Source organism: Pseudomonadota bacterium, from assembly GCA_018817425.1.
Classification (GTDB): Bacteria; Desulfobacterota; Desulfobacteria; order Desulfobacterales; family RPRI01; genus RPRI01.
The window spans coordinates 1-12,916 of sequence record JAHITX010000106.1 but is presented as its reverse complement, the minus strand read 5'-3'; the positions used below and the strand labels follow the sequence as shown (position 1 = coordinate 12,916).

The following is a 12,916-nucleotide window of genomic DNA, read 5'->3' as shown; positions in this document are numbered from 1 at the left end:
GCCAGTTTCAAAACGCCCCATTTTGGCCGATCTCTGCGTTGGGCTCAAATTTCAATCCTCGAAATACTAAATGTATTCCTGTGGTTGAAATTTTCTCCCGCCTTGAGCTTGACCAAACTGAAACGTTTTGAAAGTGGCTCTCCCGTATATATTTTATTGTTTGGTCAATGTCCCGTATATTTTTAACAGTCTGTCCGGAAGATCACGGACATCGGATATGATATTGTGATTATATTGACCGTAAAGATCATCCAGTCTCATATCCAAAGCTGCATCAACTGTAATTGCCCTGACACATATATTTTTTGACTGGGCTTCAAACACGGCCTTGCGGGTATCCTCAATTGCATAGTTTTGTTTATAATCGGTATCATTTGGAAAACCATCACTTATTATTACAAGAAGACGCGTTTTGGATGCCGTATTTTCAAGCCTTGATACCCCATGACGTATAGCAGCACCCATTCTGGTTCTTCTTTGTGGAAAAAGCGCATTAATTTTGTTTATTATATTTTCATCCATATTTTCGGAAAATGTTTTTATATTAAAATAATCCACTCCCGATCTGCCTGTTCCTGAAAACCCGGCGATAGCAAATTTATCCTGTGCCGTATTAAGTGCTTCGCAAAAAAGAACAACCGCTTCCTTGATTATATCATGAACGGTTTTAGATGATTGAGCTATAAGAGTTGAGGTAGAACGTGAAAGATCTACAAGAAGAAGTACTGCTATATCCCTTTGATGTTTTATCCGTTTTAAATATAATTTATCTGTTGGAATCATACCTGCTTTTTTATCAATTACATATTCGGGAAGAGCACACAAATCAAATTCATCTCCTTCAATCCATCTTTTTAAGATTTTTATTTCATCAGGCCTTAAAGATTCAAACTCTCTTCGAATTCTTTTTACCGTTCCCGGATAGGCATTTAAAACATTGGAATAAAAAGCGCTTTTTAACCCTTCTACTTCTCTTTCATGTACTCTTACATGATCATGAAGATAATCGCATAAATTGGCATCCCATTCACGATATTTAAAAACGGATGAATCATTACAATCATCGAAAGAATACTGATATTTCTCCCCTTCATTTAACCCGGATAATAAATCAAAAGGTAAATCGGCGGGATCTTGTGTGTATCCGGTTTGGTTTTGTGCGGATAAAGTTTTAGAAGAAGTTATAATATCTTTAAGATCATCATTTGAAACGGCACCTTTGTTTTTTATAAGTTTTTTCATTATCTCGGATTTAAAAACACGGATTTTTTTCTTTTCCAGTGCGGACTTTATGGCAAGGCTTATCTCTTCGTATTTTTTATTTGAAGTAAAATACAGGTCATGCCTTAAAGAAAGACCAAAGGGCATTTTAAGCTTTTTATAATCATTAAGGTTTTCTTCATTGGGCTTGTTTTTGTTCAAAAATCCTTCAACTAAGTTATACGTATTAAAAACGCTAACAGCGCATGCTTCGATACAATTATTTTTTTCAACTTCATTTTTAAAAATATAGAAAATTTCCGATATCAGGTTTTTTGTTTTATCTTCTGCTTCAAATAAATCAAAAGCAATTTGCCCTAAAGCCATACGGATATATAAGAGGTAAAGAAATGGCTCCGGAGTTTTATTTTTTAATAGTATTTTTAATTCATTATAGATCAAAGGATATGAAGTTCTTACAAGGCCGGGGTATTTTTCAAGATTAAGGATTTTTATACGGCCATGTTCAAATATATTAAAAAGATCTGATGCAAGTTGCTTTACAGGAAAAAACATGAAAAATTTTTCAAGATCGTGGCAATCATAATTTTGCGTATTATCTGTTAATTCATAATTTTTCTTTTCCGAAATATTGCACATTTCTTTCAGAAGCAAAGATAACTCCATGGCTTTTTCTATATCGAATTCAAATGACCCGTACTCATAATAACCTGATTCAAGTCTTGCAAGGCATTTGTATAGGTTGCGGTTTTTATCAAAAGTATCGCAAATATTTATTTCATCGGGAAGATAAATTGTTTTTCCATCGGAAAAAACAAATGGTCTGTCACCATACTCATTTATTATTTCATTACGTAAAATTTTCGGAAATTGAGAAAGCTGACAAATAGATATCCCGCGACCTGTTTTAGCCTTTATGTACATTGTAAGTTGTAATCTTACATCTGCAAGAACAGCTGAAGTTTTCAGGTTTTGACAGGCATCTTTTCCGAACTTGGATTTAAGAGCTATAAATTTTGCGCCAAGAACCTTATCTATTTCATATTTATTTAATCCTATGGATATAAATTCTTCCAGTGCTTCATCCGATAAAATATAAAGTCCTTGTTCAAGGCCGTCAAAGTATGATTCTATAAGATTATAATCTTTGTAAAGTATTTTATGAAGCTGCCTGATCTGTGTAAGCCTTTTTGATGGAAGAAAAGACAAAACCGCTTTAGGCAAGGTATGAGCGAAATTGCGGCATTCATTGTATGTTAAATCTTTTAAAAAAAAGGTTTTAAGTATATCAAAATATACCAAACATGATTTGCCGTCTTTTTGATCAAGCAAAATATTAACAGCTTTAAGCGGCTCTGTTAATGTATAAGTCCCCTTTTTATGCATTATTTTTACTGCTTCAAGATAGTTTTCAAGAAGGCTTTCATCAGTATATGAAAGAACGGAAACAAGATGCTCGGCCATTATCCGCGCAAATGTCGGACCATCTTCGGCACTTTTTCGCACAAGTTCTTTGTATATTAGAATTTTATCAGATTCTACATTTCCCAAAAGCTTAATGTAACCTTCAGATACAACAGCTCCAAAAGAATATTCAACAGATAATGCCCAGATTATTTCATCAATAAAAATTCCGGCAATCTCTTCCGATATACTTATCTGTTTTCTGCTCAAACCGTCATTTACAACCTTAGCAATTTCAGGATCAGCAAAAGCAATTTCTTTAACAATATCTTCTATCTGCATACTATACAACGCCGTCAGTGGGTTTTAAATTTATTTTGAGATAGTTTGTATTTATATTACTGTAGAGCCAATTATGTAATTGCAGGTAGCCCTTTCACCTTCGGAAGGCAGAAGGAAAACTCGCTTTCGATACCGCACTTTGCACATATATACTTTACAACTACTGATCTGCACTTTAGTGCATCCTGAATATCGGATTCCGGTTTTAAAGATCCGCCGCATAAACACGTACAAGGAACCACAAGTATGCATATAATCCCTGCTATATCTTCTTCAATGATATTAAATTCGCCAAGTCCGAGCATCTTCCATTCTTCTAAAAGCTCTGTGTAAAACCTGCGGGTCCTTACGCTTCGCTCCCGTGCGATGAATCTGCCGGTTGCAGTTGTTAATGTATCCGGAGCATGATAGGCATATGTCAACTCTATACTGGTTCGAATTAACAAATCATCATCCAAAAACTGACGGCGTAGTGCATTTTTTGCAAAAAACTGGGCAACCCCCATATTTCCAAGTTTATCGATACGATCCGCATCGTATAAAATCCGACCTATATCATTGGTTGCCTCCCCCTCTAAATACGTTGATAGTATAGCTTCTCTGATTTCAGGAATCCATTTTTCATAGATTGTACCTGAAAGGATTTTTGCTGCAAATAAAACCGCATTTTCTTCTTCAGGAATATCGTTTTCATGATAGCTTCCGTGTGCAAACTTTCCAATATCATGCAACAGGCCGGCAAGCAGGGCCGGTTCTTCTTCCAAACCTTCGGTTTTTGCGATGTAATGGGCTATACGCCCAACTCTGGAGCCGTGGGACCAAAGGCTGGAAAACACTTCATCTGTAATATTATTTTGATAAGCGGTTTCCTGTTCTATCAATGTCCTGCGAACTTTATGTAAAACATCCGGAGCTATGGATTTTAGAGTGTCCTGCCCCCATTCACCTCTTTTGAGCTGAAAGTAATTATTGTGTTCAGGGTCTTGCATCTTTTTACTTTGTGCAAGGCAATTCTGATAGTCTTCTATCGTATTTATGTTTATAAAAGCCGTATCAGTTTCTTTTACCAGGCCTTTTTTTATGAACCAGTCTTTGTCCAGATAAATTGTATTATATCGCTGTGCCAGCATTTCCACTTTAAAAAGATTTGCTTCAAGATTTTCCCGCATTCCCGGCAGACAGCGCTTATTGAAAAAAGCGTGCAGAAACTCCGGCCTTTTCGCCGGGCAGGGAATAATAATGTCGAATTTACCAATTTCTAAAGACATAGACAGGATGATCTCTTTATTAAGAAAGGGCATATCTGCCGCACACACAAATGCTGCTTCATGTTTTATCTTTTGCAATCCGCTATAGATACCCATCAGAGGGCCGCAGCCCATACGTTCATCGGAAACATATGGTAGATTAAGCATTTCATACTTTTCCGGAGTATTGGTAACTATAAGAACTTCTTCAAACAGGGAAGTAACCAGATTTGCCGTCCGTTCAATAATCGATTTTCCGTTGATCTCTAAAAGAGGCTTGTCAGGCGAAAGCCTTCTCCCCTGCCCTCCTGCCAGAATCAAACAAGCGGCATTAATTTTTTTCGAATTGGAATCAATCATATTAAATATTGCTCTTATCGCCCTCCTCACATTTTATTGAAACTTATTACGTTAAAAAGTTGATTGCGTCAATGTATCCGTTTTGGATTTAAATATCTTACAAATTGTAATTCATATTGACAATTTGTAAGATATTGTTTAAGGTTTGGATATGATAAAAAGAAACATAGCCAAAAAATTAACGGAATTATCGAAACAATACCCTATTGTATCTCTTACCGGACCAAGGCAATCTGGGAAAACAACACTTGTTAAAACTGTTTTTCCCGACTGGTCCTATGTATCGCTGGAAGAACCTGACATAAGAGAATTTGCCTTAACCGATCCGCGGGGATTTATTGAAGCATATCCCAAACACACTATAATTGACGAAGTACAGCGTGCACCCGACCTTTTTTCTTATATCCAAACTCATGTTGACCACATAGGAAAACCGGAAGTATATGTCCTTACCGGGTCTTTTAACTTCGGGTTAATGGAAGGCATAAGCCAGTCTCTTGCAGGAAGAGTTGCTGTTTTGGAACTTCTTCCCTTTTCTTTTTCCGAACTGAATCAGGCAGACATATTACCGGATACAATTGAAAAAGTTATGTTTACCGGAAGCTACCCAAGAATTTATGATATGAACCTTGATCCGTCCGAGTGGTATTCAAATTATGTAACAACATATCTGGAAAGAGACGTAAGACAAGTAAAAAATATTACTGATCTGTCAACCTTTCAAAGATTTCTTAAAATGTGTGCCTCACGCTCAGGGCAAATTCTTAATCTTTCTGCTCTCGGCAATGACTGCGGCATCACGCACAACACAGCAAAATCCTGGCTGTCTATTCTTCAGGCCGGATATATTATTTATCTTTTGAAACCTCATTATAAAAACTTTAATAAACGATTGATAAAAAGCTCTAAGCTGTATTTTTTTGACTCAGGCCTCCTTTCTTATCTCTTAAATATCTCATCTGCCGAAGCACTGAACACTCATGCAAGCAGGGGTAATATATTTGAGACATGGATTGTTTCAGAGCTTCTTAAAGCAAGGACAAACAAAGGGCTTAAAGAAAATCTCTATTTTTGGCGCGATAATACCGGGCATGAAATCGATTGTATTATCGATAAAGGTGATAAACTACTGCCGCTTGAAATTAAATCAGGCAAAACGGTTGCGAAGGATTTTTTTAACGGTCTAAATTATTACGCACTTATTTCAAAAGACGCACATATTGAACCAACCTTAGTATATGCAGGTTTAAGCGACCAGCCAAGAAAAGAGGCCAATATTTTAAGCTGGAAGTCATTCGGGAATCGGGTAGATGATATAATATTGACATAAAAGATAAATGTAATTACAATAGATACAAATTAAATTTTAATATAATTCAAGGAGTAAAGCATATGGAAAATCAAATACGAGCAAGAGATGTCAAACTTGTCCCGATTGGAAATTCCAAAGGAGTTCGTATACCAAAAGCACTGCTTCAAAAATATGGTTTAAACCATTCTATATTAATAGAAGAAACAGACAGGGGATTGCTTCTAAGGAATAAAGAAGATAACAAGCTTTCCTGGGAAGATACATATAAAGAAATGGCTGATGAAAAGGAAGCGTGGGACGATTTTGATACAACTCTTCTTGACGGGATAGATGATGAAGACTTTGAATATTAATAGATATGAAATATATCTTGCCGATCTCAATCCCACCATAGGAAGCGAAATAAAAAAAGTGCGCCCTGTTGTCATAATAAGCCAAGATGAGATGAATAAGTATTTGGAAACGGTAGTTGTATGTCCGCTGACTTCAAAATTGCACCCCATGTGGAGAACCAGGCTGCAGATCAAATGTGCAAATAAAAATGTTGAAATTGCCGTTGATCAGATCCGCACCATCAGCAAGCAAAGATTAAAGAAAAAAATTGATAAGCTATCCGATACAAAAGCTGCTCAACTACGAAAGCTTATAACAGATATGTATGGTGAATAAACTTCATATCTTCCGATCCCCTACTTTTCTTTGATTTTTTATTTAAAGTATATATAATCAGAATAAACAGGTCTATCTGTTTATTGATACGGACGATGAGGCAGAAAAGGCAAAAACTAGCCATAAAACAATTTATAAATAAATTCATTCTATTGGATTAATTAGACGAAAAAGAAATAAATTCTCGATCTATTAACACAAAATAACTTAAACAAGCTTAAAAATAGGATTTGTATCATGCCGGAAACAAATTACAATCAAGTCATATCTGAAATAAAAACATTAAATCTTTCGGATCAACTACGTCTTTTAGAAGAAATGGCAACGCTGATTCGTAAAAAAGCAGGTAAAACCAAGCCCCGTAGCATTTTGGAGCTAAAAGGAAAAGGCAAGGAGATCTGGAAGGGTCTTAACGTAAACGCATATATTGATGAGGAAAGATCATCGTGGAATGGATAAATGCATTGAAGGGAAAAACGGTTGGTCTCGATACCGCACCACTGATTTATTTTATTGAAGAAAATCCAGCATACATTGAAACTGTAAAACTTTTCTTTGAAGCAATGGACAGAGGTGACTTGCTGGTAGTCACTTCAACCGTGACCTTACTTGAAGTGCTGGTGCATCCACTACGCAGCAATAACAGAGAACTGGCGACAGAATACCGGGACATCCTGCTTAACTCAAAACTGATGACGATGGAAGTTTCAAACGCAATTGCGGAACAGTCTGCACAGCTCAGAGCCACCCATAATATCCGCACACCGGATGCCATCCAGATCAGCGCGGCATTAGATGCCGGAGCAACTCATTTTTTTACCAACGATGTCCGCTTGCCTGACATTCCATCCATACAGATTATTTCTCTTGATTCACTTGTCTGACAAAACAAGACAGAATAGTATAGGTGAATAAATATTTAGTTCAATCGTAATTCGGATAATTTTTCCCTCAATCGGGCAAGCATTCCGACACGTTATCCTGAAGATCTGAAAAAAATGCAAAAAGACTATCCAAAGCGGAAAACCGAAACATTACTTGTTCAGAGCAAGGAGGTTTTGAAATGGCTCAAAAAAGAGCTGAAGAAGTAGTCCAATTTTTATTCGATTGCTTAGAAGAAAAAAAACTAAATATCTCCAAGATTATTATTTTCGGTTCACAGGCTAAAGGCACAGAAACGGAAGAAAGTGATATCGACATTATTATTGTTTCAGAAGATTTTAAAAGGAAGAATATTTTTAAGCGCGCTGATATGACAAAAGATGCCGAAATCAGGACAATCAGGAAATTCATGGTTCCTCTCGACATTATTACTATAACACCGGAAGAGTATGAGAATAAGACATCTCTTATTGCAGAATATGTGCATACAGGGAAAATTGTATATGTAAATTAAACCTATATTAGCATTAATTGCAAACAGCCCCATATCCTCTTTCCTATTTAATCAGTTATTCCCTTTATCAGGCAAACCCGATTTGCCGCCCAGACCTTCGCTGGCTATAGGTTGGACATCACGGCAGCATTTATCGATCTGGTGGACAATTCGGGTAATCATGCTATTATCTAATGGCTTGCTTTTGCTTGCTCTCAATACTGATCGGAAATTTTTTGGATTGATTACCGGAATGCCGTTTGGGGATATACGCTGAACATACCAACCAGGCAAAGCTACCACTGGCTGGGCGTTAATGGATTCACCTGTTGCAGAGCTTATCCATTTAGAAAGCCATTGGGCTTGCCTGCGAGCCTGTTCAAGAGATTTAGTATCCACCCAATCCGGAAATTGAAGCTTTTGCCCGTCATAAATAACTTTGGCATCGGATTATTGCCGGTGGTCGGTTTCTGGCGGGCTTTTGTCTCAACAGCATACACACCTGCAGGACCGATTATGATATGATCAATATTAAATTTTTCAGCCGGAAAATCATGATAAACCTTATATCCAACTTTGAAAAGAACAATAAATATTTAAAATCAAATACCTATTGTTTTTCGTTTTTATTTAAATCCTTCTGAACTTCCTGTAAACCTTTAATAATTGTATCCCGATTCGGGTCTTCAATAGCTGCAAAGAAAGAAAGTAACCATTGGCTATCAGGCTTTAGCTGTTCCGAATTTTTTATAAAGTGTTTTGTGCCGTTAAAAGCTCCGCCTATTTTATAGTCGACCGGTTGTTGCTTGATTGTAGAAATAAGCGCATCTATTTTACCGGAAACCATATCGGTTTTTTTGAGCGCCACCAGGTTTGCAATTTCAATTGCACATAAATGTGCATAAAGATGATCGTTTGGGTTCAATTTGGGAAGTAATTCCGCCAAGAGTTCTTCTGCTTTATCAAAACGGGCAGTAGTAAAATTTGTTACAATGAAAATGCTTTTTGATGATCCAGTAACATTCTGTAATTTTATAACCCACTCATAGCTTAACTCGTATGCCTTATCAAACTGAAAAAGTTGCTCATGGTAAATATAGCTAGCTCTATTATAAGCTGTATCATACTTTTGATAGACCTTGAGTACATTACAATAGCATTCGACGGCATTCGCCCAATCATTCATTAAATAGTATGTTTCTGCGAGATTGTTTTGGGTCATGGCCCAGTCCTGAGACTCACTATCGCAAGTATCAACTGTTAAAACAGCTTTATATGCTTTAATTGCCTCGGCCAGCAATCTTGCTCCTTCTATGCCATCTGTGCGGATTCCCTGTTCTTTTAATGCATTTCCCATATTGTTCTGAGTCGAAGCCCAGCCCATAGGCAGACTTTCGCGGGTAAAAACCGTTAAAGCGTCATTATATGCATTAACTGCCTCAGATAGCAAACTTAACCCTTTCTCTCCTCTTGTGCGGATTCCTTGTTTTTTTAATGCATTTCCAATATTATATTTAGTCACGGCCCAGTCCTGAGGTAGGCTCTCACGGGTTCTGACCATTAAGGCTGAGTTATAAGCTTTAACCGCCTCATTTAACAATCTCACACCCTCTTCTCCTTCAGTGCGAATTCCTCGCTCTTTAAGTGCAATCCCTATATTGTTCATAGTTACAGCCCAGCTTTGAGGCATATTTTCAAGGGTTTTAACAGTTAAAGCGAGTCTGTATGCTTCATCCGCCTCACTTAAAAGTCTTATACTATCTTTATCTGATGTGCGTATTCCTATATTTGAAAGTGTAAGCCCTAAATTGTTCATAATCATAGCCCACTTCTGAGGCAGACTCTCACGGCTAACAACTGTTAAAGCAGCTTTATACGCTTTAACCGCCTCATTTAGCAATCTTACGCCCTCTTCTCCTACAATACGTTTTCCTTGCTCTGAGAATGTATTCCCTAAATTGTTCTGAGTCATAGCCCATGAGTGTGCAAAGGTCTCGCGCGTATAGATTTTTAATATTGCTTGGAGACCTTCTAACGCTTTATTAAGATACTGTCGAGACGCAATTCCTTTTACCCTAAACCCCAAATTCCAGTATGTAGCACTTATATCATCCATTAAAGACGCCCACATTATAGGATCAATATCTTTGTTTACTATAGCCAAAGCTTTCAGATAAGCAGACAAAGCCTCTTCAAAGCGGTAATCATTATATTGAGCATCACCGGCAAGACGATAATCACGGATAATATTTTCTTTTATTTGCTGCTTTTTTTCATTAATTCTTTTTTCCTGTTCATTTAGCTCTGCAAATTGTTTTTCATATTTTTCTGCCGATTGATAAGACATGTCGGCAGCTTCTTTAAAATTCTTCTTGTAAAATGCAGCAAGGGCAAGCTCATAAAAATCCTCTTGCCTCGCTTCAACTTCCGCAGCCCATTTATCTAACTCGGCTTGCACATGCTCAATCCCGAAGCCGTACTTTATAGCCCATTCATTAATATAACGGCTCAGATCCACTTCTTTTCGTTCATCAACGGGCTCAACCTGCGATTTGGGTTTATTGGCGATATTTTCTATAAGTAAGGCAAATGCCTTGCCGCTCATAAAACGGTGAGAACCTTCTTTATCCAAAAGAATTTCTACCGGATCTTTCAAAGAGCTTGCCGGTATTCTTACTTCGCCTGCAAATGGGTGGAGTATCTGATACTTTGGCTTTTCCACTTCCAGTGTTACGGTTTCTCCTGCCTTGAATACATCCGGCAAATAAATTCTAAATCTACCAGTGCTTGTTGTTATATCTGAATCATCAGTGTTCTGAATGCGGACGGTTGTGTTTGTTACAGGAAATCGCTTATCATTTTCACCAAGAATATAAACCTTGCCCCGCAACTCCTGTTTAGCAATTACCGGTAAAGCCGGGCATATGGTTAAATAAACAATAAGACAAAGGATGATTTTAAGATAAATATGAAAATAGGCTTTCTTTGTCATAGTTTTGGTTCCATCTTGAAACTTAAATTGGTATTTCCCAGCGTAGCATCCTGCCGGTGTGTTTTAAAGCCTTGTTTTTGGGCCATCAGCCTAATAGAAGAATTGTTTTAACCTTTAATTTCAAAAGAAAACTTCCCCTGACCATTTATAAGGTCACTTACTTCATATTCTAAAATAGTAACATTTACTCCGGATAAAGGTTCGCCATCCTGATCCAAAATAAAGCCGGCAAGGGACTGTTTCAGTATTTCAGGAGGCGGTGGTGTATCTGAAATCAACTTAGGAGGATTCATGAAATAAATCAGTACAAAAAAAGCGACTGCTCCACCGGCTGCTATGAGTCCTTTTTTTCCCACAGGTAGATCAACTTTTAAAAAACCGGGGATTGTAGCGCCAAAAGCAGCAGCAGCTAACGCAATAATGATACGAAAGATAAATATTTGAAAATCTGTGGGATGAGGAATAAAAACTGCGATTATAAGCAGAATAACCAAAAATGCTAAACCGCTTACAACAGATACGGTGGTTGCCCACCCGGGAATTATTGAATGTGTATGGATTTCTTTATATTCTTTTTTCGATTCTATACTTTCTGTATTCTCTCCAATTCCTGTTTTGGGTTTAGCGTTCATGATTTATCCTCTGATAGCTTAAAGAACAATTAACAGGTCTTGTGATATCGACCATAAGAAGGTTCAATTATTTTAACTGCATATCCTGATTATTCTGAAATTGGATATAATCTATTAAAAGATATTTTGCAATATTGAAAATTTATGGCAAATCCTGGATTTTGAAGAAGAAAAAATAAAGGGTTGCCGACGTAGATGGTTTGTTAAATACTACTCAAACCGTCATCCCGGCTTATTAAATATACTGGATACCGGCCTTCGCCGGTATGACGTGGTAGAATGGTATAACGTAAAAATAATTAAATAATTTTAACAGCTGAAATGAACAATAAATATTTAAATCAGGCTCCTATTTTTTTTATTAAATTCCTTCTGAACATCCTGCAAGCCTTTAACTATGGCATTCCGACTTGGGTTTTCTAAAGCTTCAAAAAAAGATATAAGCCATTTACTATCTGGTTTCAGCTGTTCTGAGTTTTCTATGAAGTGTTTTGTACCGTTAAAAGTCCAGCCTATGGTGTAATCCTCAGGTTGTTGTTTAATTGCAGAAATAAGTGCATCTATTTTACCGGAAACTACTTCGGCTTTTTTGAGTGCTATCAGGTTTGCGATTTCGATGGCACATAGAGGTGCGTAAAGAAAGTTGTTTGGGCTTAATTTAGGAAGTAATTCTGTCAGGAGTTCTTCTGCTTTATCAAAACGGGCAGTAGTAAAATTATTTTCAATGAATTCACTTTTTGATGACTCAGCATAATTTTTTAATATTATGACCCAGTTAAAGCATAACTCGTATGCCTTATCAAACTGAAAAAGCTGCTCATGGTATATGTAGATAGCTCTTTCATAAGCTGTCTTATCAGTTTTATATACTTTTAGCACATTGCAATAACATCCGGCGGCATTGGCCCAATCATTCATTAAAGAATATATTCCTGCGAGATTGTTCTGGGTTTGCGCCCACTGCAGAGGTAGATGTTCATATGTTCTAACTTCCAATGCATTTTTAAATGATTTTACTGCTTTTTGTAACAAATCACTTCTAAGCTTGTTTTTCAAACCTAAAGCTTGCTCTTGTAAAGCAATCCCCATATTGTTCTGGGTCATAGCCCAGTCCTGAGGCAAGCTCTCGCGGGTTCTAACCGTTAAAGCAGCTTTGTACGCATCTACTGCATCGCCCAGCAATTTTGCACCTTTTTTACCTCCTGTGCGAATTCCTTGATTTCGTAAAGCAATCCCCATATTGTTCTGGGTCATAGCCCATTGCTGAGGCAGACTCTCGCGAGTTCTAACCGTTAAAGCAGCTTTATACGCATTAACTGCATCGCCCAGCAATCTTGCACCTTCTTTAACTCCTGTGCGGAT

13 protein-coding genes are annotated in these 12,916 nt (G+C 37.2%); 6 read left to right on the top strand and 7 right to left on the bottom strand.

Annotation, left to right across the window (positions count from 1 at the left end):
• Positions 1–153: 153 nt before the first annotated feature.
• Both KKC46_18545 and KKC46_18540 read right to left on the bottom strand, forming a co-directional pair.
• The gene (locus KKC46_18545) at positions 154–2,967 is read right to left on the bottom strand and encodes a VWA domain-containing protein (GenBank protein MBU1055803.1); all 2,814 of its coding nucleotides are present in this window, start codon (positions 2,965–2,967) and stop codon (positions 154–156) included.
• Positions 2,968–3,038: 71 nt separating this feature from the next.
• On the bottom strand, positions 3,039–4,574 hold the full coding sequence (locus KKC46_18540; GenBank protein MBU1055802.1) for an NTP transferase domain-containing protein: 1,536 nt from the start codon (positions 4,572–4,574) through the stop codon (positions 3,039–3,041).
• 151 nt (positions 4,575–4,725) lie between these two features.
• Here KKC46_18540 and KKC46_18535 point away from each other — a divergent pair, with 151 nt between their 5' ends.
• The 6 genes from KKC46_18535 to KKC46_18510 all read left to right on the top strand — a co-directional run bounded on the left by KKC46_18535 (position 4,726) and on the right by KKC46_18510 (position 7,951).
• Positions 4,726–5,904 (top strand): ATP-binding protein, encoded by a 1,179-nt coding sequence (locus KKC46_18535; GenBank protein MBU1055801.1) that lies wholly within the window; start codon positions 4,726–4,728, stop codon positions 5,902–5,904.
• Positions 5,905–5,966: 62 nt separating this feature from the next.
• Positions 5,967–6,239 (top strand): AbrB/MazE/SpoVT family DNA-binding domain-containing protein, encoded by a 273-nt coding sequence (locus tag KKC46_18530; protein ID MBU1055800.1) that lies wholly within the window; start codon positions 5,967–5,969, stop codon positions 6,237–6,239.
• Entirely contained in the window at positions 6,229–6,555 is a 327-nt protein-coding gene (locus tag KKC46_18525) for a type II toxin-antitoxin system PemK/MazF family toxin (GenBank protein ID MBU1055799.1), read from the top strand. The genes KKC46_18530 and KKC46_18525 overlap by 11 nt, the downstream gene beginning before the upstream one ends.
• A gap of 237 nt (positions 6,556–6,792) precedes the next feature.
• Positions 6,793–7,014 (top strand): hypothetical protein, encoded by a 222-nt coding sequence (locus KKC46_18520; GenBank protein MBU1055798.1) that lies wholly within the window; start codon positions 6,793–6,795, stop codon positions 7,012–7,014.
• Complete coding sequence (locus tag KKC46_18515; protein MBU1055797.1) at positions 7,002–7,439, top strand: PIN domain-containing protein; 438 nt, start codon at positions 7,002–7,004, stop codon at positions 7,437–7,439. The genes KKC46_18520 and KKC46_18515 overlap by 13 nt, the downstream gene beginning before the upstream one ends.
• Positions 7,440–7,618: 179 nt before the next feature.
• Positions 7,619–7,951 carry a nucleotidyltransferase domain-containing protein gene (locus KKC46_18510; GenBank protein MBU1055796.1) on the top strand — a complete coding sequence of 111 codons (333 nt, stop codon included), beginning with the start codon at positions 7,619–7,621 and terminating at the stop codon, positions 7,949–7,951.
• 51 nt (positions 7,952–8,002) lie between these two features.
• On the opposite strand, the gene KKC46_18505 is transcribed toward KKC46_18510, so the two are convergent.
• The 5 genes from KKC46_18505 to KKC46_18485 form a co-directional block, all read right to left on the bottom strand.
• Entirely contained in the window at positions 8,003–8,329 is a 327-nt protein-coding gene (locus KKC46_18505; protein MBU1055795.1) for a hypothetical protein, read from the bottom strand.
• Positions 8,269–8,526, bottom strand: coding sequence for an NERD domain-containing protein (locus KKC46_18500; protein ID MBU1055794.1), 258 nt, complete (start codon positions 8,524–8,526; stop codon positions 8,269–8,271). The genes KKC46_18505 and KKC46_18500 overlap by 61 nt, the downstream gene beginning before the upstream one ends.
• Positions 8,527–8,540: 14 nt before the next feature.
• Positions 8,541–10,922 (bottom strand): tetratricopeptide repeat protein, encoded by a 2,382-nt coding sequence (locus KKC46_18495; GenBank protein MBU1055793.1) that lies wholly within the window; start codon positions 10,920–10,922, stop codon positions 8,541–8,543.
• A 107-nt stretch (positions 10,923–11,029) separates the two neighbouring features.
• The gene (locus tag KKC46_18490) at positions 11,030–11,554 is read right to left on the bottom strand and encodes a hypothetical protein (protein MBU1055792.1); all 525 of its coding nucleotides are present in this window, start codon (positions 11,552–11,554) and stop codon (positions 11,030–11,032) included.
• Positions 11,555–11,890: 336 nt separating this feature from the next.
• The gene (locus tag KKC46_18485; GenBank protein ID MBU1055791.1) at positions 11,891–12,886 is read right to left on the bottom strand and encodes a tetratricopeptide repeat protein; all 996 of its coding nucleotides are present in this window, start codon (positions 12,884–12,886) and stop codon (positions 11,891–11,893) included.
• Between the last annotated feature and the right edge of the window lie 30 nt (positions 12,887–12,916).

What these genes read in the sequence shown, in the direction of transcription:
- KKC46_18535 (MBU1055801.1), top strand. Translation starts at nt 4,726, where the DNA reads ATGATAAAAAGAAACATAGCCAAAAAATTAACGGAATTATCGAAACAA.
- KKC46_18510 (MBU1055796.1), top strand. Translation starts at nt 7,619, where the DNA reads ATGGCTCAAAAAAGAGCTGAAGAAGTAGTCCAATTTTTATTCGATTGC.
- KKC46_18520 (MBU1055798.1), top strand. Translation starts at nt 6,793, where the DNA reads ATGCCGGAAACAAATTACAATCAAGTCATATCTGAAATAAAAACATTA.
- KKC46_18530 (MBU1055800.1), top strand. Translation starts at nt 5,967, where the DNA reads ATGGAAAATCAAATACGAGCAAGAGATGTCAAACTTGTCCCGATTGGA.
- KKC46_18490 (MBU1055792.1), bottom strand. Translation starts at nt 11,554, where the DNA reads ATGAACGCTAAACCCAAAACAGGAATTGGAGAGAATACAGAAAGTATA.
- KKC46_18545 (MBU1055803.1), bottom strand. Translation starts at nt 2,967, where the DNA reads ATGCAGATAGAAGATATTGTTAAAGAAATTGCTTTTGCTGATCCTGAA.
- KKC46_18540 (MBU1055802.1), bottom strand. Translation starts at nt 4,574, where the DNA reads ATGATTGATTCCAATTCGAAAAAAATTAATGCCGCTTGTTTGATTCTG.
- KKC46_18495 (MBU1055793.1), bottom strand. Translation starts at nt 10,922, where the DNA reads ATGACAAAGAAAGCCTATTTTCATATTTATCTTAAAATCATCCTTTGT.